The sequence below is a fragment of the Agromyces rhizosphaerae genome, from assembly GCF_027925245.1.
GTDB lineage: Bacteria > Actinomycetota > Actinomycetes > Actinomycetales > Microbacteriaceae > Agromyces > Agromyces rhizosphaerae.
This window is the reverse complement of sequence record NZ_BSDP01000001.1, coordinates 113,725-135,631: the sequence shown is the minus strand read 5'-3', so window position 1 is coordinate 135,631 and position 21,907 is coordinate 113,725. Positions and strand designations below refer to the sequence as shown.

21 protein-coding genes are annotated in these 21,907 nt (G+C 73.1%); 16 read left to right on the top strand and 5 right to left on the bottom strand.

Going from position 1 to position 21,907, the window contains the following annotated elements; genetic code table 11:
* The first annotated feature begins 4 nt into the window (after positions 1 to 4).
* From QMG39_RS00670 to QMG39_RS00660, 3 genes are read left to right on the top strand one after another with little or no spacing between them, the layout of a single operon-like run.
* On the top strand, positions 5 to 1,558 hold the full coding sequence (locus tag QMG39_RS00670; RefSeq protein ID WP_281881888.1) for an aldehyde dehydrogenase family protein: 1,554 nt from the start codon (positions 5 to 7) through the stop codon (positions 1,556 to 1,558).
* Entirely contained in the window at positions 1,555 to 2,415 is an 861-nt protein-coding gene (locus QMG39_RS00665) for an aldehyde dehydrogenase family protein (protein ID WP_281881887.1), read from the top strand. The genes QMG39_RS00670 and QMG39_RS00665 overlap by 4 nt, the downstream gene beginning before the upstream one ends.
* A gap of 23 nt (positions 2,416 to 2,438) precedes the next feature.
* Positions 2,439 to 3,938, top strand: coding sequence for an SDR family oxidoreductase (locus QMG39_RS00660; protein ID WP_281881886.1), 1,500 nt, complete (start codon positions 2,439 to 2,441; stop codon positions 3,936 to 3,938).
* Here QMG39_RS00660 and QMG39_RS00655 read toward each other — a convergent pair.
* Together QMG39_RS00655 and QMG39_RS00650 are read right to left on the bottom strand one after the other, a co-directional pair.
* Entirely contained in the window at positions 3,899 to 4,444 is a 546-nt protein-coding gene (locus QMG39_RS00655; RefSeq protein ID WP_281881885.1) for an O-acetyl-ADP-ribose deacetylase, read from the bottom strand. The two genes, QMG39_RS00660 and QMG39_RS00655, sit on opposite strands and share 40 nt — an antisense overlap.
* Positions 4,445 to 4,446: 2 nt before the next feature.
* Positions 4,447 to 4,725 (bottom strand): metal-sensitive transcriptional regulator, encoded by a 279-nt coding sequence (locus tag QMG39_RS00650; RefSeq protein WP_281881883.1) that lies wholly within the window; start codon positions 4,723 to 4,725, stop codon positions 4,447 to 4,449.
* A 260-nt stretch (positions 4,726 to 4,985) separates the two neighbouring features.
* Here QMG39_RS00650 and QMG39_RS00645 point away from each other — a divergent pair, with 260 nt between their 5' ends.
* The 5 genes from QMG39_RS00645 to QMG39_RS00625 all read left to right on the top strand — a co-directional run bounded on the left by QMG39_RS00645 (position 4,986) and on the right by QMG39_RS00625 (position 10,728).
* Positions 4,986 to 7,106, top strand: a complete 2,121-nt coding sequence (locus tag QMG39_RS00645; RefSeq protein WP_281881882.1) for a DEAD/DEAH box helicase — start codon at positions 4,986 to 4,988, stop codon at positions 7,104 to 7,106.
* Between the two features lie 95 nt (positions 7,107 to 7,201).
* On the top strand, positions 7,202 to 8,233 hold the full coding sequence (locus QMG39_RS00640; RefSeq protein WP_281881880.1) for a 6-phosphofructokinase: 1,032 nt from the start codon (positions 7,202 to 7,204) through the stop codon (positions 8,231 to 8,233).
* Between the two features lie 3 nt (positions 8,234 to 8,236).
* On the top strand, positions 8,237 to 8,719 hold the full coding sequence (locus QMG39_RS00635) for an 8-oxo-dGTP diphosphatase (RefSeq protein ID WP_281881879.1): 483 nt from the start codon (positions 8,237 to 8,239) through the stop codon (positions 8,717 to 8,719).
* A 72-nt stretch (positions 8,720 to 8,791) separates the two neighbouring features.
* Positions 8,792 to 9,106, top strand: coding sequence for a hypothetical protein (locus tag QMG39_RS00630; RefSeq protein ID WP_281881878.1), 315 nt, complete (start codon positions 8,792 to 8,794; stop codon positions 9,104 to 9,106).
* 119 nt (positions 9,107 to 9,225) lie between these two features.
* Positions 9,226 to 10,728, top strand: a complete 1,503-nt coding sequence (locus tag QMG39_RS00625; protein WP_281881877.1) for an aspartate ammonia-lyase — start codon at positions 9,226 to 9,228, stop codon at positions 10,726 to 10,728.
* A gap of 22 nt (positions 10,729 to 10,750) precedes the next feature.
* Here the strand turns inward: QMG39_RS00625 and QMG39_RS00620 are convergent, their stop codons facing one another.
* Positions 10,751 to 11,626, bottom strand: coding sequence for a fumarylacetoacetate hydrolase family protein (locus tag QMG39_RS00620; RefSeq protein WP_281881875.1), 876 nt, complete (start codon positions 11,624 to 11,626; stop codon positions 10,751 to 10,753).
* Positions 11,627 to 11,635: 9 nt separating this feature from the next.
* Entirely contained in the window at positions 11,636 to 13,222 is a 1,587-nt protein-coding gene (locus tag QMG39_RS00615) for an AlkA N-terminal domain-containing protein (RefSeq protein WP_281881874.1), read from the bottom strand.
* A gap of 103 nt (positions 13,223 to 13,325) precedes the next feature.
* On the opposite strand from QMG39_RS00615, the gene QMG39_RS00610 reads away from it, so the two are divergent.
* The 6 genes from QMG39_RS00610 (at position 13,326) to QMG39_RS00585 (ending at position 19,904) form a co-directional block, all read left to right on the top strand.
* Positions 13,326 to 14,726: an FAD-binding oxidoreductase gene (locus QMG39_RS00610; RefSeq protein WP_281881873.1), complete on the top strand. Its 1,401-nt coding sequence runs from the start codon at positions 13,326 to 13,328 to the stop codon at positions 14,724 to 14,726.
* On the top strand, positions 14,723 to 15,871 hold the full coding sequence (locus tag QMG39_RS00605) for a PrsW family intramembrane metalloprotease (RefSeq protein WP_281881872.1): 1,149 nt from the start codon (positions 14,723 to 14,725) through the stop codon (positions 15,869 to 15,871). Before QMG39_RS00610 ends, QMG39_RS00605 begins: the two co-directional genes overlap by 4 nt.
* A 76-nt stretch (positions 15,872 to 15,947) precedes the next feature.
* Positions 15,948 to 17,243, top strand: a complete 1,296-nt coding sequence (locus tag QMG39_RS00600; RefSeq protein ID WP_281881871.1) for a GAF domain-containing protein — start codon at positions 15,948 to 15,950, stop codon at positions 17,241 to 17,243.
* Positions 17,244 to 17,365: 122 nt separating this feature from the next.
* Positions 17,366 to 18,889, top strand: coding sequence for an acetaldehyde dehydrogenase ExaC (gene exaC / locus QMG39_RS00595; protein WP_281881870.1), 1,524 nt, complete (start codon positions 17,366 to 17,368; stop codon positions 18,887 to 18,889).
* Positions 18,890 to 18,893: 4 nt separating this feature from the next.
* Positions 18,894 to 19,298, top strand: coding sequence for a DUF779 domain-containing protein (locus QMG39_RS00590; RefSeq protein ID WP_281881868.1), 405 nt, complete (start codon positions 18,894 to 18,896; stop codon positions 19,296 to 19,298).
* Positions 19,299 to 19,532: 234 nt separating this feature from the next.
* Positions 19,533 to 19,904, top strand: a complete 372-nt coding sequence (locus QMG39_RS00585; RefSeq protein WP_281881867.1) for an FKBP-type peptidyl-prolyl cis-trans isomerase — start codon at positions 19,533 to 19,535, stop codon at positions 19,902 to 19,904.
* 51 nt (positions 19,905 to 19,955) lie between these two features.
* On the opposite strand, the gene QMG39_RS00580 is transcribed toward QMG39_RS00585, so the two are convergent.
* Entirely contained in the window at positions 19,956 to 20,231 is a 276-nt protein-coding gene (locus QMG39_RS00580; RefSeq protein WP_281881866.1) for a protealysin inhibitor emfourin, read from the bottom strand.
* Positions 20,232 to 20,338: 107 nt separating this feature from the next.
* On the opposite strand from QMG39_RS00580, the gene QMG39_RS00575 reads away from it, so the two are divergent.
* A complete protein-coding gene (locus tag QMG39_RS00575) occupies positions 20,339 to 21,181 on the top strand; it encodes a DUF4397 domain-containing protein (protein WP_281881865.1) in 843 nt (280 codons plus the stop codon).
* 5 nt (positions 21,182 to 21,186) lie between these two features.
* A complete protein-coding gene (locus tag QMG39_RS00570) occupies positions 21,187 to 21,894 on the top strand; it encodes a class F sortase (protein ID WP_281881864.1) in 708 nt (235 codons plus the stop codon).
* Positions 21,895 to 21,907: the final 13 nt, after the last annotated feature.

Genomic DNA, 21,907 nt, shown 5'->3' with positions numbered 1-21,907 from the left:
AACCATGAGCTTCCTCGAGTACGCGCCGGCCCCCGAGTCGCGCGCCATCCTGAACCTCCGCGACGAGTACGGCCTGTTCATCGACGGCGAGTTCGTCGCCGGCCGTGGCACGCCGTTCCAGACCATCTCGCCGGCGACCGAGGAGAAGATCGCGACGATCTCGACCGCCGACGCCGCCGACGTCGACGCGGCGGTCGCGGCCGCCCGCCGGGCGTACCAGCGCACCTGGTCGCGCATGTCGGGCCGCGACCGCGGCAAGTACCTGTTCCGCATCGCGCGCCTGCTGCAGGAGCGCGCCCGCGAGCTCGCCGTCGCCGAGAGCCTCGACAACGGCAAGCCCATCAAGGAGAGCCGCGACGTCGACGTGCCGCTCGTCGCCGCGTGGTTCTTCTACTACGCCGGCTGGGCCGACAAGCTCGACCATGCGGGCCTCGGCGCCGACCCCAGGTCGCTGGGCGTGGCGGCGCAGGTCATCCCGTGGAACTTCCCGCTGCTGATGCTCGCGTGGAAGATCGCCCCGGCGCTCGCCGCGGGCAACACGGTCGTGCTGAAGCCCGCCGAGACGACGCCGCTCACCGCGCTGCTGTTCGCCGAGATCGTGCAGCAGGCCGACCTGCCGCCGGGCGTGGTGAACATCATCACCGGCGCGGGCGACACGGGCGCCGCGCTCGTCGCGCACGACGACGTCGACAAGGTCGCGTTCACGGGCTCGACGGGCGTGGGGCGCGCGATCGCGAAGCAGGTCGCCGGCACGCACAAGAAGGTGACCCTCGAGCTCGGCGGCAAGGCCGCGAACATCGTGTTCGACGACGCGCCGATCGACCAGGCGATCGAGGGCATCGTGAACGGCATCTTCTTCAACCAGGGCCACGTCTGCTGCGCGGGCAGCCGACTGCTCGTGCAGGAGAACGTGCACGACGAGGTGGTCGACCGGCTGAAGGACCGGCTCTCGACGCTGCGCCTGGGCGACCCGCTCGACAAGAACACCGACATCGGCGCGATCAACTCGCGCGAGCAGCTCGAGCGCATCCGCGAGCTGAGCGACGCGGGCGTCGACGAGGGCGCCGAGCGCTGGAGCGCGGACTGCGAGATCCCCGACGACGGGTTCTGGTACGCGCCCACGATCTTCACCAACGTCTCGACGAGCCACCGCATCGCGCGCGAGGAGATCTTCGGGCCGGTGCTGTCGGTGCTCACGTTCCGCACCCCGGCCGAGGCCGTCGCGAAGGCGAACAACACGCCGTACGGGCTCTCCGCGGGCATCTGGACCGACAAGGGCAGCCGCATCCTCGCGGTCGCCGACCGGCTGCGCGCGGGCGTCATCTGGGCGAACACGTTCAACCGGTTCGACCCGGCGAGCCCGTTCGGCGGCTACAAGGAGTCGGGCTACGGCCGCGAGGGCGGCCGGCACGGCCTCGCCGCGTACCTCGCACCCGCCACCGTCGGCGGCACCGCGCGGAAGCAGGTGGCCGCATCGGAGCCCGCCGCCGTGGAGGCGGCACCCGCGAAGAAGTCGGCGCGAACGCCCAAGCGCCAGGCGAAGGGAACGAAGCGATGAGCCGGCTCGCCGTGCCGAAGACGTACAAGCTCGCGATCGGCGGGAAGTTCCCGCGCAGCGAGTCGGGCCGCACCTACGAGGTGCGCACCGCCGACGGGTCGTTCCTCGCGAACGCCGCGAAGGCCTCCCGCAAGGACGCCCGGGACGCGGTCGTCGCCGCGCGCGCCGCGGTGAAGGGCTGGTCGGGCGCCACCGCGTACAACCGCGGCCAGGTGCTGTACCGCATCGCCGAGCTCCTCGAGGGCCGGCGGGCGCAGTTCGCCGACGAGATCGTCGCGCTCGAGGGCGTCACGCGCGCCGCGGCGACCGCGCAGGTCGACGAGGCCATCGACCGCTGGGTCTGGTACGCCGGCTGGTCCGACAAGTTCGCCCAGGTGGCGGGCAACGCGAACCCGGTCGCCGGCCCGTTCTTCAACATCTCGGTGCCCGAGCCCACCGGCGTCGTCGCGATCATCGCCCCGCAGGACTCGTCGCTCGTCGGCCTGGTCTCCGCGGTCGCTCCCGCGCTGGTCGCGGGCAACGCGGTCGTGGTCGTCGCGAGCGAGGCCCACCCGCTGCCGGCGATCAGCCTCGCCGAGGTGCTCGCGACGAGCGACGTGCCGGGCGGCGTGGTCAACACGCTCACCGGCTCGCCCGCCGAGATCGCCCCGTGGCTCGCGAGCCACGAGGACGTCAACGCGCTCGACCTGGTCGGCGCCGGCGCGCTCGACTGGGTCGACCTCGAGATCGCCGCCGCGCAGACGCTGAAGCGCGTGCTCCGTCCCGAGCAGGGGGCGGATGCCGCTGCGCCGTCGCTCGACCGCATCACCGCGTTCACCGAGACGAAGACGGTCTGGCACACCAAGAGCATGATCTAGGCTCGGCGCGAGGGGGGTCACGCATGGGACGACGAGTGCTCGTGACCGGCGCGACCGGCTACATCGGCGGGCGCCTCGCGCCGCGGCTCGCGGCGGCGGGGCACGACGTGCGGGTGCTGGTGCGCTCGCCGCAGCGCCTGCGCGACGTGCCGTGGGCCGCCGACGTCGACGTCGTCGAGGGAGACCTCCGCGACGAGGCATCCGTCGCCCGCGCCTGCGAGGGCATCGAGGTGCTGTACTACCTCGTGCACTCGATGGGGTCGCGCGGCGACTTCGCCGCCGACGAGCGGGCCATCGCGCGCAACGTCGCCCGTGCCGCCCGGGCGGCGGGCGTGCAGCAGATCGTCTACCTCGGCGGGCTGCACCCCGACGCCGACGACCTGTCGCGGCACCTCGCGTCGCGGGTCGAGGTGGGCGAGATCCTGCTGCACTCCGGCGTGCCCACGATGGTGCTCCAGGCCGGGGTGATCATCGGCTCGGGTTCGACGTCGTTCGAGATGATCCGCCACCTCACCGAGGTGCTCCCGTACATGCCCGCGCCGCGCTGGGTGCGCAACCGCATCCAGCCCATCGCGGTGCGGGACGTGCTGCACTACCTCGTCGAGGCCGCGTCGCTCGAGCACGACGTGAACCGCACGTTCGACATCGGCGGGCCCGACGTGCACCGCTACGGCCAGCTCATGAACGGGTACGCGGTCGAGGCGGGCCTGCGACAGCGCCCGATCGCCGCGCTGCCGGTGCTCACCCCGTACCTCGCGAGCCAGTGGGTGAACCTCGTCACCCCCATCCCGCGCCGCCTCGCCGTGCCGATCATCGAGTCGCTCCAGTTCGAGTGCGTCGCGCGCGAGCACGACATCGACGCGGTCATCCCGCCGCCCGAGGGTGGCCTCACGCCGTACCGTCGCGCGGTGCGGCTCGCGCTCGAGCGCGAGCGCGAGGGCGAGGTCGAGACGAGCTGGCGCAACGCGCGGGTGCTGGGCGCGCCGAGCGACCCGCTGCCGAGCGACCCCGACTGGGCGGGCTCGACCGTGTACGTCGACGAGCGCGAGCGGAGATCGCCCGCCCCGGTCGCGGGACTCTGGTCGGTGATCGAGGGCGTGGGCGGCGAGAACGGCTGGTACTCGTTCCCGCTCGCCTGGGCGCTCCGCGGCTGGATCGACAAGCTCGTCGGCGGCGTCGGCCTCCGGCGCGGCCGGCGCGACCCCGACGAGCTGCACCCCGGCGACGCGGTCGACTTCTGGCGGGTCGAGCGCCTCGAGCGCGGGAAGCTGCTGCGCCTGCGCGCGGAGATGCGACTACCCGGCAAGGCGTGGCTCGAGATGCGCGCCGAGCCCGACGGGGAGGCATCCGTCTACCGCCAGCGCGCGGTGTTCTTCCCGAAGGGACTGCTCGGCCGCCTCTACTGGTTCGCGATCCTGCCGTTCCACGGCGTGATCTTCTCGGGCATGGCCAACCGCATCACGGCGCGTGCGCAGGCCGAGGCTCAGGACTCCGCGTCGACGCCCGCATCCGCCGCCGCCTGAGCGAACACGGCGTGGGTCGACGCGCTCAACAGCACGAACCGCACCAGGCCGGGGGTGTCGGATGCGCCGGAAACGGCGTCGATCGCGACCCGCGCCGCGTCGGCGAGCGGCCACCCGTACACGCCCGCGGAGATGGCCGGGAAGGCGATCGACTCCGCGCCGAGCTCGGCGGCGAGGAACAGCGACGAGCGGTAGGCGCTCGTCAGCAGCTCGCGTCGTGCGTCGGCCTCGGCGCCGTGCCCGGGCCACACCGGGCCGACGGTGTGGATGACCCACTGCGCGTCGAGCAGGCCGGCCGTGGTCGCCACGGCCTCGCCGGTGCCGAGCCCGTCGACGAGCACGGTCTCGCGCAGCGCGCGGCACTCCTCGAGGATCGCTGGCCCGCCGGCGCGGTGGATCGCCCCGTCGACGCCGCCGCCCCCGAGCAGCGTCGAGTTGGCGGCGTTGACGATGGCGTCGACCCGCTCGCGCGTGAGATCCCCGGTCACGAGCTGCAGCCGGGGCATCGTCAGCTCCGGTTGTTGGAGAGCTCGAACAGCCGCACGAGCTCGGCGACGGCGGCATCGCGTTCCTCGCCGCCGGCCTCGTACTGGTGGCTGACGTGCGTGCGCAGGTGGTTCTCGACGAGGAGCTTGTTCAGCGACGCGAGCGACTTCTGCACGGCGAGCGACAGCGTCACGATGTCGACGCAGTACTCCTCGTTCTCGATCATCTTCTCGATGCCGCGCAGCTGGCCCTCGATGATGCGCGTGCGGTGCAGCGCGCGCTTCTTGATGTCCTCGATCACGCTCTCAGGGTAGTCCCACCGCGCGTCGTGGCACCGGACGGCGCCGTGCGGCTAGAATGGGGGCCGCGCCGGTCGAGCCTGCTCGTTCGTTCCGATGGTGCGAGTTCACGTCCGCGAGGGCGCTCGCATCTCGCTCGGGCACCGGTCTCGGCGCACCCGTCACGACGGGCGCATCTCCGGGATGCCACCGCCGAGGGGACGGGGACGGGGCGATCCGCCCGCGTGCGCACGCACCGGGGGACGAAGTTTTTTGGAGGACCATGGCCAGCACGAGGCAGCGCACGCGCTCCCGCGACGATGACGCGCCCATCATCCCGATCCTGGCGCGCAAGGTGCGCGAGGTCGAGGCGAAGGCCCAGAAGGGCAAGGTCGGGCCGACCAACCGCACGAAGTTCCAGGTCATCGCGCTGCTCATGCGCGAGGAGCGCGCCCGGGTCAAGACCGACGCGGACATCGACGACACCCCTCGCGCCGAGCTCCTGAAGCGCCTCGACGGCATCGCGCAGATCCTCGCGAAGACCGCCGCGCGCGACACGAGCCTCATCTCGCTGCTCGAGCCGGATGCCTCGATCTCGACGGTCGCGCAGCGGTTCCGCCGCGACTGGCTGCTCGAGTCGGGCGCCGAGCTCAGCCCCGACGAGCTGATCATCTCGCGCGAGCCGGAGCCGGTGGTCGAGGCCCTCAGCGAGAACCAGGTCGTGCCGGCCTCGGTGCGGGCCAGGCAGCTCGCCAACCCCTTCCTCGCCCCGGACCTCTCCGCGCCGCGCAAGGCGCAGGTGCCCGTGCGGCGGCTCGCGAACTGGGAGCTGCTGCAGCCCCTGTTCAAGGCGTTCGAGCAGGGCTCGGGCGGCCGTGCCGCGTCCATGGACCTGCCCGAGGTTCCCGCGATCGACCGCCTGTCGCCGCGCCACCTCGAGCTCATGCACCACCAGGCGCGCTTCATCGAGGCCGCACGCGAGGGCCACCGCACCTTCCTCCTGGCCGACGAGCCCGGCCTCGGCAAGACCGCCCAGAGCGTGCTCGCCGCCTCGGTCGCCGACGCCTACCCGCTGCTCGCCGTCGTGCCGAACGTCGTGAAGATGAACTGGGCGCGCGAGGTCGAGCGCTGGACCCCGCACCGCCGGGCCACCGTCATCCACGGCGACGGCGACTCCCTCGACGCGTTCGCCGACGTGGTGATCGTCAACTACGACGTGCTCGACCGCCACATGTCGTGGCTGTCGACCCTCGGCTTCCGCGGCATGGTGGTCGACGAGGCGCACTTCATCAAGAACCTCCAGTCGCAGCGCTCGCGCAACGTGCTGCAGCTCGCCGAGCGCATCCGCGAGCGCACCCCCGGCGGCGACCCGCTGCTGCTCGCGCTCACGGGCACGCCGCTCATCAACGACGTCGACGACTTCCGCGCCATCTGGCGCTTCCTCGGCTGGATCGACGGCGACAAGCCCGCCCCCGAGCTGCTCGCGCGGCTCGAGGAGACGGGCCTCACGCCGGCCGACCAGGGCTTCTACCCCGAGGCGCGCCAGGCCGTGGTCGACCTCGGCATCGTGCGTCGCCGGAAGGTCGACGTCGCCGCCGACCTGCCCGACAAGCGCGTCGCCGACCTGCCGGTCGAGCTCGACGACGAACTCGGCCGCTCGATCCGCCAGGCCGAGCGCGAGCTCGCGCAGCGCCTCGCCGACCGGTTCCGCTCGCTCGTCGCCAGCCGCGACCTGCGCGTCGGCGACCTCGACGACGACCAGCGCGATGCGTTCATCCGCGCCGTCGCGAGCGCCGAGCTCGAGGAGTCGCGCAGCGCGAAGTCGGGCGACAACGTGTTCACCATGGTGCGCCGCATCGGCCAGGCCAAGGCGGGCCTCGCGGCCGACTACGCCGCGCAGCTCGCACGCTCGGCCGGCAAGGTCGTGTTCTTCGCCAAGCACATCGACGTCATGGACCAGGCCGAGGCCGCCTTCGCCTCGCGCGAGCTGCGCTCGGTCTCGATCCGGGGCGACCAGTCGGCGCTCGCGCGCCAGGCCGCGATCGACGCGTTCAACTCCGACCCCGAGGTGCACGTCGCGGTCTGCTCGCTGACCGCGGCGGGCGTGGGCGTGAACCTCCAGTCGGCGTCGAACGTCGTGCTCGCCGAACTCAGCTGGACGTCGGCCGAGCAGACGCAGGCGATCGACCGCGTGCACCGCATCGGGCAGGACGAGCCGGTCACGGCGTGGCGCATCATCGCCGCGCACACCATCGACACGCGCATCGCGGAGCTGATCGACGCCAAGCAGGGGCTCGCGGCGCGCGCCCTCGACGGCAGCGACGTCGACCCGGGCTCGGCCGACTCGGTGCAGCTCGACGCGCTGCAGCACCTGCTGCGGCAGGCGCTCGACGGCACGCTCTGAACACCGGCTGTCGATAGACTGCGGCAGACCCGTCCCGGGGGACCGGGCCGGCACCACCACCCGCACTCGATGATCGACAAGGAGTCGTGCATCCCATGAAGATCGGTCTGCTCACCAGCGGCGGCGACTGCCCAGGACTGAACGCGGTCATCCGCGGTGCCGTGCTGAACGGCATCATCTCCCACGACGACGAGTTCGTCGGGTTCAGGAACGGCTGGCGCGGCGTCGTCGAGGCCGACTTCGAGGAGATCGTCCGTCACGACGTGCGCGGTCTCTCGAAGCAGGGCGGCACGATCCTCGGCTCGAGCCGCACCAACCCGTTCGAGGGCGAGGGCGGCGGTCCCGAGAACATCCAGCGCATGCTCGACGACAACGGCATCGACGCGATCATCGCCATCGGCGGCGAGGGCACGCTCACCGCGGCCCGCCGGCTCGTCGACGAGGGCGGCATCAACGTCGTCGGCGTGCCGAAGACGATCGACAACGACCTGGCCGCGACCGACTACTCGTTCGGCTTCGACACCGCGGTGCAGATCGCGACCGAGGCCATCGACCGCCTGCGCACGACCGCCGACTCGCACGGCCGCTGCATGGTCGTCGAGGTCATGGGCCGCCACGTCGGCTGGATCGCGCTGCACTCGGGCATGGCGGGCGGCGCGCACGCCATCCTCATCCCCGAGCAGCCGAAGACCATCGACGAGATCTGCGAGTGGGTCGAGTCGGTCGTCGACCGCGGTCGCGCGCCGCTCGTGGTCGTCGCCGAGGGCTTCACGCTGGAGGGCATGTCGGAGGCGCACTCGCACAAGGGGCTCGACGCGTTCGGCCGCCCGCGCCTGGGCGGCATCGGCGAGCTGCTCGCACCCATGATCGAGGAGCGCACGGGCATCGAGTCGCGCGAGACGGTGCTCGGCCACATCCAGCGCGGCGGGGCGCCGTCGGCGTTCGACCGCGTGCTCGCCACCCGTCTGGGCATGGCCGCCGTCTCGGCCGTGCACGACCAGGCGTGGGGCCAGATGGTGTCGCTGCGCGGCACCGACATCGAGGTGGTGAGCCTCCAGGAGGCCACGGGCGCGCTCAACCACGTGCCCGCGTCCCGGTACGACGAGGCGAAGATCCTCTTCGGCTGAGCCATGCTGCCCCGGGTGTGCGTCTGCTACCTGCTGCGCGAGAGCGCGGGCGGGCGGGAGGTGCTGCTCGGGCGCAAGAAGGAGGGGCTGGGCGCGGGCCGCCTGGTCGGGCTCGGCGGCAAGCTCGAGCCCGGGGAGACCGCGCTCGCGGCCGCCGTGCGGGAGGTGCACGAGGAGTCGGGCGTCGTCGTGGCGGCATCCGACCTCGACCATCGCGGCCGGCTCACCTACCGCTTCCCGACCCGCAGCGCGTGGAGCCAGGAGTCGGACGTGTTCGTCGGCACGCGGTTCGACGGCGTGCCCGCGGAGTCGGACGAGCTCGTTCCCGCGTGGTACCGGGTCGACCGGCTGCCGCTCGACGAGATGTGGGACGACGCCCGGTTCTGGCTGCCCGGCGTGCTCGCGGGCGGCCGCGTGCGCCGGGCGTTCCGGTTCGCCGAGGACCTCGCGAGCGTCGACGCCGAGGAGGAACCGCCCGCCGCGTGACGGAGCGCCACCGCCGGAATGCGGGGGTTCGCCGGATGTCGCGCTGCCGGCCGCATCCGTAGCGTGGATGCCATGACCACCACCGCACCCACCAGCACCGCTCCGACCGTCGACTACGGCCCGAGCGCCGTCCGCGCCGAGCCCCGCGGGCTCGGCATCGCGAGCCTCGTGCTCGGCATCGTCTCGATCCTCACCGGCGGCGGGGCCGTCGTCGGGCCCATCGCCGGCCTCGCGCTCGGCATCGTCTCGCTCTCGCGCGAGCCGGGCAACCGCACCATGGCGATCTGGGGAATCGTGCTGAACGCCGTCGTGCTCGGCATCGCCGCGCTGGCCGCGCTCGGCACCATCGCCGTCGCGCTGTTCGCGCTGCCGTTCGCCATCCTCTGAGCCACCCGCCGTCGCGCGGATCGCGGGCCGTCCCGGTGTCGCCGGGCGGCCCGCGGCGGTAGGCTCGGAGGGTGCCGGCGACCCACCGGCGCATCACCACCGATGGCGATGGAGAACCCATGATCCTGCACCCCCTCGAGCACCATTCCGACATCGAAGGGGAGGGACGAACACACGACGAGCCGACGCGCACCGAGTCGGACTCGCTCGGCCGGGTCGAGGTTCCGGCCGACGCCTACTGGGGCGTGCACACGCGTCGCGCACTCGACAACTTCCCCATCTCCAAGCGCCCGATCTCGGTCTACCCCGAGCTGATCGTCGCGCTCGCTTCCGTCAAGCAGGCCGCGGCGCGCGCCAACAAGCAGGTCGGCGCGCTCCGGCCCGAGACCGCCGACCGCATCGACGCCGCCTGCCAGCGGATCATCGACGGCGACTTCCACGAGCAGTTCGTGGTCGGCGTGATCCAGGGCGGCGCCGGCACGTCGACGAACATGAACGCCAACGAGGTGATCGCGAACGTCGCGCTCGAGCTCGCCGGTTACGAGAAGGGCCGCTACGACGTCATCCACCCGATCGACGACGTCAACCGCAGCCAGTCGACCAACGACACCTACCCGACGGCGCTGAAGATCGCCCTGTCGCTCTCGCTGCGCACGCTGCTCGACGAGCTCGAGGAGCTGCGGCTGTCGTTCCACCGCAAGGCGATGGAGTTCCGCGAGATCCTCAAGGTCGGCCGCACGCAGCTGCAGGACGCCGTGCCGATGACGCTCGGCCAGGAGTTCCACGGGTACGCCACCACCCTCGGCGAGGACAAGGCCCGGCTCGAGGAGACCTGCTGGCTGCTCGCCGAGATCAACCTCGGCGCGACGGCGATCGGCACCGGCATCACGGCCGACCCGGGCTACGCCTCCGCGGCCGTGCGGCACCTCAACGAGATCACCGGCCTGGGCCTCGAGACCGCGCCCGACCTGATCGAGTCGACGAGTGACACGGGCGTGTTCATGTCGTTCTCGGGGTCGCTCAAGCGCAGCGCGATCAAGCTCTCGAAGATCTGCAACGACCTGCGACTGCTCTCGTCGGGCCCGCAGACCGGCCTCGGCGAGATCAACCTCCCGCCCAAGCAGGCGGGCTCGTCCATCATGCCGGGCAAGGTGAACCCGGTCATCCCGGAGGCCGTCAGCCAGGTCGCGTTCCAGGTCGCCGGCACCGACGTCACCGTCACCATGGCGGCCGAGGCCGGCCAGCTGCAGCTCAACGCGTTCGAGCCGGTCATCGCGCACTCGCTGCTGCAGTCGATCACGTGGATGCGCCAGGCCTGCTGGACGCTGCGCGTCAACTGCATCGACGGCATCACCGCGAACACCGAGCGCCTCGGCGACATGGTCGCCTCGAGCGTCGGCGTCATCACCGCGCTCATCCCGTTCATCGGCTACCAGCAGGCGGCCGAGCTCGCCAAGGAGGCGCTGCGCACGGGCCGGCCCGTCGCCGACCTGGTCGTCGAGGCCGGGCTCATGACCCGCGAGGCCGTGACCCACCAGCTCTCGCCGAACCGGCTGTCGGGCATGGAGCCGATCACGAGCGCGATCCCCGTGGTGCAGCTGAAGGCGGAGCCGTCGGACTGACCGCCCGGGGCGGCGCCCGCCGTCAGACCACGCGGCAGTGCGTCGTGAGCGCGCCGATGCGGTCGATCGACACCGTGACGGTCGCCCCGTCGGCGAGGAACACCGGGGGCTTGCGCGAGTAGCCCGCGCCGCCGGGGCTGCCCGTCGAGATGAGCGTGCCCGGCGGGATGGTCGCCGAGCGCGACAGGTACGAGATGATCTCCGCGACCGAGCGCACCATCTCGGCGCTCGACGCGTCCTGCAGGATGCGGCCGTCGACGTTCGTCGTGAGCCAGACGTCCTGCGGGTCGGGCACCTCGTCGGCGGTGACGACCACCGGGCCGGTCGGCGTGAACCCGTCGAACGACTTGCACCTGGACCACTGCGCCTCGGAGAACTGGATGTTCCGGGCCGTGATGTCGTTCACGACGGTGTAACCCCAGACGTAGTCGAGCGCGTCCTGCACGCGCACGCCGCGGGCGGGCCGGCCGATGATGACGCCGAGCTCGGCCTCGTAGTCGACCTCCTGCGAGAGCTCGTCGGGCCACGTCGTGGTGCCGCCGTGCCCCGCGAGCGAGTTCGGCCAGAGCGAGAAGACCGTCATGGCGGTCTCGGAGCGCAGCTTGAGCTCCGAGGCGTGGGCCGCGTAGTTCGCGCCGATCGCGAGGATGTGCGGCGGGCGCAGCACGGCGGAGGCGTGCCGCAGGTCGGCGACGGCGTGCGTCGGCGCATCGGCGGCGATCGCCGCGTCGGCGAGCCCGCGCACGTGCGCGAGGCCCTCGGGGCCGCGCTCGATGAGGTCCTGCAGGTCGCGCGGCGGGTCGTCGACCACCTCGTCGAGGAAGAGTGCACGGTCGCCCTCCACCACCGCGAGTCGGGGGGTCCGTTGGCCGTCGACTCTCAGGTGCGCGAATCTCACCTCTACAGGCTATCGAGCGGCAGCGGACGCGACTTGTCGACCGGAGACAACAGATCGTGCAGGTCCTGCAATGGATTCCACCGTCGTTCCGGTGGACGAGACGGGACCGGCAGTGTGAGCGGATGCTGCGCGCCACAGGTGCATCGACGCGTAGCTGCGCCACGGTGCCCACGTCGCGCCGCGCCGCTCGAGCTCGCGCGCGACCGAGGGCAGGCCGAGCGCCGCGGCGCCGGCGCGCAGAGCGGCGTCGCCCGTCAGCAGCACGTCGGGGTCGCCGGTGACGCGCATGGCGACGTAGCCGGCGGTCCAGGGCCCGATTCCCGGCATCGCCAGCAGCGCCGCCCGCAGCTCGTCGCGCGGCACGTCGACGTCGACCCGGAGGTCCCCGGCCGCGAGTGCCTCGGCCGCGCCCACGATCGCGGCGACGCGCGCGGCGGGCCCGCGCAGCACCTCGCCACCCCGCTCGGCGATCGTCGCCGCGTCGGGGAAGAGCCGCCACGTCGCTCCGGCGAGCTCCGCCTCGTCGCCGAGCGCGGCGACCAGCCGGCCGAGCGCGGTGCGTGCCGACGCGACCGACACCTGCTGGCCGAGCATCGCGCGGAACAGCAGCTCGTGCGGGTCGAGGCACCCGGGCACCCGCATTCCCGGCTCGGCCGCGACCGACGCGGCCAGCGCGGGGTCCGCGCCGAGGGCCGCGGAGATGGCTTCCGCGTCGGCGTCGAGGTCGAACAGCCGGCGCACGCGCGCCACGAGCGGCGGCAGGTCGGCGAGCGACGCGAGGTGCGCGGTCACCCGCACCCCGGGGTCGTCGGGGTCGGCCTCGAGCCGCACGAGCGCGGGGCCGCCCGGCAGGCGGAGCGCGCGCGTGAAGGTGCCGTCGTCGGCGCGCTCCATGCCGTCCACGGCGCGGGCGTCGAGCCAGTCGAGCACGCCCGCGGCGTCGAACGGGGCGCGGGCGGGCAGGCGCAGCACCAGCTGCCCTGCGTCGCCGTGCTCGGGCGCGCCGCGTCGGCTCCGTGCGATCTCGCGCAGCTCGCTGGGCGTGCGCTCGTAGACCGCGCGCACCGTGTCGTTGCACTGGCGCACGCTGCCGAACCCGGCCGCGAACGCGATGTCGGCCACGGGGAGGTCGCTGCCGACGAGCAGCGCGCGCGCCGTCTGCGCCCGGTGCGCGCGGGCGAGGGCGAGCGGGCCGGCGCCGAGCTCGGCCGTGAGGATGCGCCCGAGGTGCCGCGGCGTGTAGCCGAGCCGGCCTGCCAGGCCCGGCACGCCCTCGCGCTCGACGACGCCGTCGCCGATGAGGCGCATCGCGCGCGAGGCGAGGTCGTCGTCGAGATCCCAGCGCGGCGACCCGGGCACGGCGTCGGGCAGGCAGCGCTTGCAGGCGCGCAGGCCGGCCTCGTGCGCGGCCGCCGCGGTGAGGTAGAAGCGCACGTGCTCGGGCTTCGGCGTGGTCGCGGGGCAGCTCGGCCGGCAGTAGATGCCGGTCGAGTGCACGCCCGTGATGAACTGCCCGTCGAAGCGCGCGTCGCGCGAGCTCATGGCGCGGTAGCGCTCCCGGAAGTCGGGGTCGAGCATGCGATCGGAGGCCTGCATGCCTCCAGCCTCGCACCCGGCCGGCGGGATCGGTAGCGGAAATCGGACATCGCTCGACCGACGCCGGGCGACCCGCGCCACCGCGCCGCCATAGGGTGATCGCATGGGATCCGACCTCATCGACGAACTGCGCCGCGCACTGGGGGATGCGGTCTCCACCGACGACGGCGTGCGCGAGGCCGCACGCGGCGACGCCTCCGGGTGGCGCACCGACAGCCCGCCCGACGCGGTCGTGCACGCGGCATCCGTCGCCGACGTGCAGGCCGTGCTGCGGATCGCCTCGGCCAGCGGAACGCCCGTCGTGACGCGGGGCGCGGGCACGGGCCTGGCGGGCGGGGCGAACGGATGCCGCGGGCAGATCGTGCTCGACACGACCCGCATGGACCGGGTGCTCGAGATCGACCAGGCGAACGAGCTCGCGGTCGTCGAGCCGGGCGTGATCAACGACGACCTCAACCGCGCGCTCGCGCCGCACGGGCTCTGGTACTCGCCCGACCCGGCGAGCAAGGCGATCTCGACGATCGGCGGCAACATCGCCACGGGCGCGGGCGGCCTGCTCTGCGCGAAGTACGGGGTGACGCGCGAGGCCGTGCTCGGCCTCGTCGTCGTGCTCGCCGACGGCTCGCTGCTGCGCACCGGGCACCGCACGGTCAAGGGCGTCACGGGCTACGACCTCACCGCGCTGCTCACCGGCTCGGAGGGCACCCTCGGCGTGATCGTCGAGGCGACGCTGCGGCTGCGGCCCGCACCGCGCCACGAGCCGGTGACGATCGCCGCCGCGTACCCCGACGTGGAATCGGCCGCGGAGGGCGCCGCCGCGGTCGTGCGCGCCCACCTGCGCCCCGCGATGCTCGAGCTGCTCGAACCCGGCGGGCTCGCCCGCATCCGCTCCTTCCTCGGCGACGCGGCGCTCGCCGGCACGCCGCTGGCCGCCGGTGCCGCGCCCGACGGGGCGGCCTTCCTCATCGCCCAGTCCGACGGGCCGGAGGCCGCCGCCGAGGCCGCCGAGGTCGCCGCCGCGCTCGCGAGCGCGGGCGGCAGCGTGGCGCTGGCGGCCGACGCGGCGGAGGGGGAGCGGCTGCTCGCGATCCGGCGCTCCTTCCACGGCGCGCTCGCGGCCTCGGGCGAGGTGCTCATCGAGGACGTCTCGGTGCCGCGCTCGCAGATGCCGGCCATGTTCCGCGAGATCGCGCGCATCGCCGACGCGCACGACCTCGAGATCCCCACCGTGGCGCACGCGGGCGACGGCAACCTGCACCCGAACTTCGTGTACTCGGGAGACGAGGTGCCCGAGCGGGTCTGGGCCGCCGCCGACGAGCTGTTCCGCACGGCCGTCGCGCTCGGCGGCACGCTCACCGGCGAGCACGGCGTCGGCGTGCTCAAGCGCCGCTGGCTCCGCGACGAGCTCGGCGACGCGCAGGAGGCGCTCCAGCGCCGCATCAAGGCCGCGTTCGACCCCGCGGGGATCCTCAACCCCGCCGCGATGTTCGAGCCGGTCGCGTGACCGGGCCGTCGCCGGCCGGCCCCGCCGGCCCCCAGCCGCACCTGCGCGTTCCCGAGCCGCGCACCTCGCGCTCGCGCGGCGTCGGCCTGGCCGCCGTCGGCATCGTGCTCGCCTCCCTCGTGGGGCTGGGCGTGGCCGCCTACCTCGTCTCGGCGCTCGGCACGGGGGCCGCCGCTGCGGGCGCCGTGCTCGCGCTCGTGCCGCTCGCGGCCGTGCTCTGGGCCGTGCGCTGGATCGACCGCTGGGAGCCCGAGCCGCGCGGTGCGCTGTGGTTCGCGTTCCTCTGGGGCGCGACCGTCTCGGTCGCCCTCGCGCTCATCGTCGACCTGGCGCTCGGCGTGCTCGGCGGCATCGACGACGACGTCGCCGGCGCGGTCGTGCAGGCGCCGATCGTCGAGGAGCTCGCGAAGGCGGCGGGCCTGCTCCTCCTCGCCGCGGCCGCTCGCGCCCACCTCGACGGCCCGGTCGACGGACTGGTCTACGCCGCGACGATCGCGGCGGGCTTCGCCTTCACCGAGAACGTGCTCTACTTCGGCGTCGCGCTGCTCGAGGACGGCCCCGACGGGCTCGGCGCGGTGTTCTTCGTGCGGGGCGTCATGTCGCCGTTCGCGCACGTCATGTTCACCGCGTGCACGGGCATCGGCATCGGGCTCGCCGTCGCGCGCGGCCGCAGCGCCCTGTTCGGCGCCCTCGTCGGCCTGGTGCCCGCGATCGGCCTGCACGCCCTCTGGAACGGCGCGCTCTTCGTGGTCGACGACTTCTTCGGGTACTACCTGCTCGTGCAGGTGCCGCTGTTCGTGTTCGCGATCGTCGTCACGGTCTGGCTGCGGCAGCTCGAGCGGCGCGTCCTCCGGCGGCGCCTGGCGGAGTACGCGGCGGTCGGCTGGTTCAGCGCGGGCGAGCTCGAGATGTTCACGACCCCCGAGGGCCGCAGGCGTGCGCGGGTGAACGCGGCGGCACGCGGAGCCGCCGCGCGGCGCACCATGGACGCCCTCATCCGCGACACCACGCACCTCGCGTTCACCCGCGAGCGCATCGCGACCGGGCGCGCCGGCATCGGCCGCGACGGAGCGGCGCACGCGGCCGCCGATGAGCGCGAGCTGCTCGCCTCGATCGTCGCCCGGCGCGCGGCGCTCCTCGCCTGACTCGCGATTCGGGCCGGGTGACACCGGCGCGCCGCTATGCTGGCCCCACCCGGACGACGCCGATCGGAGCCCACGCATGCACGCAGCCGACGACGCGATGCGCGAGGAGACTCCCATCGCGTGGCGCGACGCGCTGCTCGCCGCGCGCGAGCGCGTCGCCGCGGGTGACGAGCCGGGGCCCGGGCTCAGCCTCCGCCCGCTCGTGCACGAGGCGTGGCGGCGCGCCCTGTCGCACGCCGTCGACCCCGAGCGCTCGCTGCCGGGCATCACGGCGTCCGACGCCGAGTTCCGCGAGTACCGCGCGCAGCACGAGCTGACGGGCGCGCTGCCGGTCATCCGTCGCCTGCTCGCCGACGACGCCGACGAGAACGGCCTGCTGGTCGCGGTCGGCGACGCGCGCGGCCGGCTGCTCTGGGTCGAGGGCGACCGGGCGCTCCGCCGTCGCGCCGAGGACATGCGCTTCGTGGAGGGCGCCGACTGGTCGGAGGAGCGCATCGGCACCAGCGCGCCCGGTACCTCGCTCGCGCTCGACCGTGCCGTGCAGATCCGCGGCGCCGAGCACTTCCACTCCATCGTGCACCCGTGGAGCTGCACGGCGGCCCCGGTGCACGACCCCGTCTCGGGCGCGATCCTCGGCGTCATCGACATCACCGGCGACGACCAGGCGGTCGCCCCGCACACGCTCGCCCTCGTCTCGGCGACGGTCGCCGCGGTCGAGTCGGAGCTGCGCATCCAGCGGCTCCAGACCGACGTGCAGGCCACGATCCGCCGCTCGCGCATGCGTCGCGCCCTGCCCGACCGGTCGCTGCACGTGCTCGGCGGCGACCCGCCCCGCATCGGCGGGCTGCGCCTCAGCCTCCGGCACGCAGAGATCCTGCTGCTGCTCGCCTGGCACCCCGAAGGCCTGTCGGCCGAGCGCCTCGCGGGCCTGCTCTACGAGACGGACGCCTCGTCGGTGACGCTCCGCGCCGAGCTCGTGCGCCTGCGCCGCGTGCTCGAGGGCGCCGGGCTCCCGGTGCCGGCCTCCCGCCCGTACCGCCTCGCCGAGCCGCTCGAGACCGACGCGCGCGCCGTGCTCGACCTGCTCGACCGCGGCTCGCACCTGCAGGCGCTCGAGCGCTGCACGGGCGCCGTGCTGCCCGAGTCCACGGCGCCGGGCATCGTGCGCATCCGCACCGAGGTCGCCTCGCGCCTGCGCGAGGCGATGCTCGCCGACGCCGCCGTGGAGCACCTCGCCCGCTACGCCGACACCGAGGCCGCGCGCGACGACCTCGAGGTGCAGCGCGCATGCCTGCAGCTGCTGCCGTCGCGCTCGCCGAAGCGCGCCCGCGTCGTCGCCCGCATCGAGGCCATCGAGTCCGAGCTCGGCTGAGCCCGCGGCATCCGCCCGGCCCTGCAACGGCCCTGCAACGTTGCTGCAACCTCCCGCGCCCTACCGTGCAGTCACGTGCCCAGCGAGGGCACTGACAACGGAGTCAGGAAACAGGAGGACCGATGACGGTCTACGCAGCGCCCGGCACCCAGGGCGCACTCATCGATTTCGCACCCCGGTACGAGCACTTCATCGGCGGGGAATGGGTCAAGCCGGTCAAGGGCGGCTACTTCGAGAACATCTCGCCGGTGAACGGCAAGCCGTTCACCGAGGTCGCGCGCGGCACGGCCGAGGACATCGAGCTCGCGCTCGACGCGGCGCACAAGGCGGCCCCCGCGTGGGGTCGCACGAGCGCGGCCGAGCGCGCCGCGGTGCTGAACCGCATCGCCGACATCATCGACGCCAACCTCGAGCTGCTCGCCGTCGCGGAGACGTGGGACAACGGCAAGTCCATCCGCGAGCCGCTGAACGCCGACCTGCCGCTCGCGAGCGACCACTTCCGCTACTACGCGGCGCTCATCCGCGCGCAGGAGGGCAGCTTCACGCAGCTCGACAACGACACGGTCGCGTACCACTTCCACGAGCCGCTCGGCGTGGTCGGCCAGATCATCCCGTGGAACTTCCCGCTGCTGATGGCGGTCTGGAAGCTCGCACCGGCGCTCGCCGCGGGCAACTGCATCGTGCTGAAGCCCGCCGAGCAGACGCCGTCGTCGATCCTCGTGCTGATGAGCCTCATCGCCGACGTGCTGCCCGCGGGCGTGGTGAACGTGGTCAACGGGTTCGGGGTGGAGGCCGGCAAGCCGCTCGCGTCGTCCAGCCGCATCCGCAAGATCGCCTTCACCGGCGAGACGACCACGGGCCGGCTCATCCTGCAGTACGCGGCGAACAACATCATCCCGACCACGGTCGAGCTGGGCGGCAAGAGCCCCAACATCGTGTTCGAGTCGGTCGCCGACCGCGACGACGACTTCTACTCGAAGGCGCTCGAGGGCTTCAGCCTGTTCGCGTTCAACCAGGGCGAGGTGTGCACCTGCCCGAGCCGTTCGCTCATCCAGAAGTCGATCTACGACTCGTTCCTGAACGACGCGATCGAGCGCACGAAGCAGGCCAAGCAGGGCAACCCGCTCGACACCGAGACCCAGGTCGGCGCGCAGGCGTCGAACGACCAGCTCGAGAAGATCCTGAGCTACATCGACATCGGCCAGCAGGAGGGCGCGAAGCTGCTGCTCGGCGGCGAGCGGGTCGACCTCGGCGGCGACCTGAGCGACGGCTACTACGTCGCGCCGACGATCTTCGAGGGGCAGAACCGCATGCGGCTGTTCCAGGAGGAGATCTTCGGGCCGGTGGTCGCGGTCACGAGCTTCACCGACTACGAGGACGCCATCTCGATCGCGAACGACACCCTCTACGGGCTCGGCGCGGGCGTCTGGTCGCGCAACGGCAACGAGGCGTACCGGGCCGGCCGCGACATCCAGGCCGGCCGGGTGTGGGTGAACAACTACCACGCCTACCCGGCGGGAGCGGCGTTCGGCGGCTACAAGTCGTCGGGCATCGGCCGCGAGAACAACGTCCAGGCGCTCGACCACTACCAGCAGACCAAGAACCTGCTGGTGAGCTACAACGAGAGCCCGCTGGGGTTCTTCTAGGCCGATGTCGCTCGAATCGCTCACGCGCACGATCGTCGGGTCGATCACGGTCGCCGGTGACGCGTCGCCGCGGGTGGAACTCACCCCGAAGGCGGCGGAGCTCATCGACCGGCTGTGGTCGGCCCACGGTCCGCTCATGTTCCACCAGTCGGGCGGATGCTGCGACGGCAGCGCGCCCATGTGCTACCCGGCCGGGGACTTCGTCACGGGGGAGGCCGACATGCTGCTCGGCGACCTCGTGCTCGACGAGGACCGCTCCGTGCCGTTCTGGATGTCGGCGGAGCAGTTCGCGCTCTGGCGGCACACGTACCTGTCGGTCGACGTCGTCCCGGGTCGGGGGAGCGGGTTCTCGCTCGAGGCCCCGGAGGGCGTCCGCTTCCTCATCCGATCGCGGTTGATGGAGGCCTGACCGGCACCCGAGACACCCCACCGGGCGACGAGTCGCCTGCCTGCGGAGGGCCCAGGGGAACGGCCCCACGCAGAAACTCGTCGCCCGGTGGTGTGGCACTGCCGACAACGCTTCTCGGGCGACGAGTTCGTGGATTTCAGGATGCATCCGAGCCCCACCTCGCGCAAGCAGAAGAGGGACACGTGTCCCGCGTGCGCATTGCCGGAGCCGGGGGCATCCGATTGGATGGAGGGCATGACAGACACCAACAGCAAGCCCGAGGTCGACGCACCGGAGGGCCCCGCGCCCGTCGAGCTCGTGATCGAGGACATCGTCGTCGGCGACGGCCCCGAGGCGACGCCCGGGTCGACCGTCGACGTGCACTACCTCGGCGTCGAGTACGACTCCGGTGCGGAGTTCGACTCCTCGTGGAGCCGTGGCCAGTCCATCAACTTCCCGCTCGCCGCCCTCATCACCGGCTGGCAGGAGGGCATCCCCGGCATGAAGGTCGGCGGTCGCCGCAAGCTGACCGTCCCGCCTCACCAGGCCTACGGCCCCGCGGGCGGCGGACACCAGCTCTCGGGCAAGACGCTCATCTTCGTGATCGACCTGCTCGGCGTGAGCTGAGCATCGCAGGTACCGAACGGCCCGGCGCATCGCGCCGGGCCGTTCGCCGTCTCAGGCCCGCTCGCGCTCGCCGCGCTCCTGCACGCGATCGACCAGCTCGCGCCACGGGCCGTCGAGCTGCCGGTCGGCCAGCTCCGCCTCGTGCGGGCGGCACTCGATGCGGTAGGTGAACCGGTCGGGCCGCGGCTCGGCCTCGGGCACGTCGTCCCATGGGATGGACGCGATGAGCAGGTACCACTGCTCCGCGTCGGGCTGGTCCTCGACGTGCACTCGCCAGCGCAGGGACAGCCCCGCGAACCCGCCGCTGCGCGACACGGTGACGTCCATGGAATGGATCGTACTCCGCTGCATCCGTTCGCCCGTGTCGACCGGAAGACATGGGTGACAGCAGTTCTCCGCCCCGCCGATCGGGGCCAGATGAGGAGGAAGATCCCATGCGCACCAGAACCGCCGCCGGCGCAGCAGCCGGCATCGTCGCGGGCGCGGCACTCGCGCTCGGCGCCGTCGCACCCGCATCCGCGGAGGAGGGCGACAGCGCGATGCTGAGCGTGCTCCACGGCGTGCCCGGCCTGACGGTCGATGTGTACGTCAACGACGACCTCACGCTCGAGGACTTCGAGCCCGGCGACCTGGCCGGACCGCTCGAACTGCCCGCCGGCACCTACACGGTGCAGATCAACGCGGCCGACTCCGAGGACGCCGCGATCGGCCCGGTCGACCTCCCGCTCGAGGCCGGCATGAACTACACCGCGGCCGCGCACCTCGACGCCGACGGTTCGCCGACCGCGTCGCTGTTCACGAACGACACGTCGTCGTCGGCTGCGGGCGAGGGCCGGCTGACCGTGCGCCACATCGCCGCGGCTCCCGCGGTCGACGTGCTCGCGGGCGGCGACGCCGTGATCACCGACCTCGCCAACCCCGACGAGGCATCGCTCGACCTGCCGGCGGGCACGATCTCCGCATCGGTCGCCGCCGCGGGCACGACCGACCCGGTGCTCGGGCCGGCCGACGTGACCGTCGCCGAGGGCGAGCTCACGATCGCCTACGCCTGGGGCAGCCTCGAGGACGAGAACCTCGCCCTCGCCGTCCAGACCGTCGGCGGACTCCACTCCTCCCCGGGCGACGTGCCCGCGGGTGAGGCGGGTCTCGCCGCGACGAACGCGCCCGTCGATGCAGCGGTGTGGTGGCTCGGTGCCTCCGCCGCCGTGCTGCTGCTGGGTGCGGCCGTGGCGATCGGCGTGGCCGACCGTCGCAGCCCGGTCCGGAGCCGGCGCTGAGCGCCATGAACCGGACGAGGGCGGCCTCCGTCGCAGCGGCGTGCTGCGCGGGGGCCGCTCTCGCGGCGCTGCTGGCCGCGGGCGCCGTGGCGTGGGGAGCGGTGGGTTCGACGGATGCCGCGGAGCCGGCGCCGATCCCGGTGATCGACGCATCCGTGCCGGTGCCCTCCGTGGCATCCGTCGAGCCCTCCGATGCCGCGACCGCGAGCGTGCCATCCGTGCCCGTCCGCAGCGCCGCGCTCGAGGACCAGCCCGCCGATCCGACCGAGGCGCCCGTGCGGCTGCGCGCCCCGGGCATCGGGGTCGACGTGGAGGTCGTGCGCGTCGGCGTGGTCGACGGCGACGTCATGGAGCTGCCCGAGAACCCGAACGTGGCGGGCTGGTACCGCTACGGTCCGGGCATCGGCGATGAGGCGGGCACCGTGGTCGTCGCCGCGCACGTCGACTCGCTCGACTACGGCCTGGGACCGTTCGCCGCGTTCGCGGATGCGCCTGCCGGCACCGAGGTCGTGCTGACCTCGGCCGAGGGCACGACGGAACGCTTCACGATCACCGCGCGCGACGCGGCCCGGAAGGGCTCGGTCGACTGGGACGCGGTGTTCGACCGGTCCGGCCCGCGCCGGCTGGCGATCATCACCTGCGGCGGCGAGTTCGACTGGGAGCGCCGCACGTATCTCGACTCGGTCGTGGTGCTCACGGAGCCCGTCGGGTGAGGCGGCGATCACT

What these genes read in the sequence shown, in the direction of transcription:
- QMG39_RS00665 (WP_281881887.1), top strand. Translation starts at nt 1,555, where the DNA reads ATGAGCCGGCTCGCCGTGCCGAAGACGTACAAGCTCGCGATCGGCGGG.
- QMG39_RS00670 (WP_281881888.1), top strand. Translation starts at nt 5, where the DNA reads ATGAGCTTCCTCGAGTACGCGCCGGCCCCCGAGTCGCGCGCCATCCTG.
- QMG39_RS00585 (WP_281881867.1), top strand. Translation starts at nt 19,533, where the DNA reads ATGACAGACACCAACAGCAAGCCCGAGGTCGACGCACCGGAGGGCCCC.
- QMG39_RS00625 (WP_281881877.1), top strand. Translation starts at nt 9,226, where the DNA reads ATGATCCTGCACCCCCTCGAGCACCATTCCGACATCGAAGGGGAGGGA.
- QMG39_RS00610 (WP_281881873.1), top strand. Translation starts at nt 13,326, where the DNA reads ATGGGATCCGACCTCATCGACGAACTGCGCCGCGCACTGGGGGATGCG.
- QMG39_RS00600 (WP_281881871.1), top strand. Translation starts at nt 15,948, where the DNA reads ATGCACGCAGCCGACGACGCGATGCGCGAGGAGACTCCCATCGCGTGG.
- QMG39_RS00635 (WP_281881879.1), top strand. Translation starts at nt 8,237, where the DNA reads ATGCTGCCCCGGGTGTGCGTCTGCTACCTGCTGCGCGAGAGCGCGGGC.
- QMG39_RS00640 (WP_281881880.1), top strand. Translation starts at nt 7,202, where the DNA reads ATGAAGATCGGTCTGCTCACCAGCGGCGGCGACTGCCCAGGACTGAAC.
- QMG39_RS00570 (WP_281881864.1), top strand. Translation starts at nt 21,187, where the DNA reads ATGAACCGGACGAGGGCGGCCTCCGTCGCAGCGGCGTGCTGCGCGGGG.
- QMG39_RS00580 (WP_281881866.1), bottom strand. Translation starts at nt 20,231, where the DNA reads ATGGACGTCACCGTGTCGCGCAGCGGCGGGTTCGCGGGGCTGTCCCTG.
- QMG39_RS00630 (WP_281881878.1), top strand. Translation starts at nt 8,792, where the DNA reads ATGACCACCACCGCACCCACCAGCACCGCTCCGACCGTCGACTACGGC.
- QMG39_RS00660 (WP_281881886.1), top strand. Translation starts at nt 2,439, where the DNA reads ATGGGACGACGAGTGCTCGTGACCGGCGCGACCGGCTACATCGGCGGG.
- QMG39_RS00655 (WP_281881885.1), bottom strand. Translation starts at nt 4,444, where the DNA reads ATGCCCCGGCTGCAGCTCGTGACCGGGGATCTCACGCGCGAGCGGGTC.
- QMG39_RS00645 (WP_281881882.1), top strand. Translation starts at nt 4,986, where the DNA reads ATGGCCAGCACGAGGCAGCGCACGCGCTCCCGCGACGATGACGCGCCC.
- exaC (WP_281881870.1), top strand. Translation starts at nt 17,366, where the DNA reads ATGACGGTCTACGCAGCGCCCGGCACCCAGGGCGCACTCATCGATTTC.
- QMG39_RS00590 (WP_281881868.1), top strand. Translation starts at nt 18,894, where the DNA reads ATGTCGCTCGAATCGCTCACGCGCACGATCGTCGGGTCGATCACGGTC.
- QMG39_RS00575 (WP_281881865.1), top strand. Translation starts at nt 20,339, where the DNA reads ATGCGCACCAGAACCGCCGCCGGCGCAGCAGCCGGCATCGTCGCGGGC.
- QMG39_RS00615 (WP_281881874.1), bottom strand. Translation starts at nt 13,222, where the DNA reads ATGCAGGCCTCCGATCGCATGCTCGACCCCGACTTCCGGGAGCGCTAC.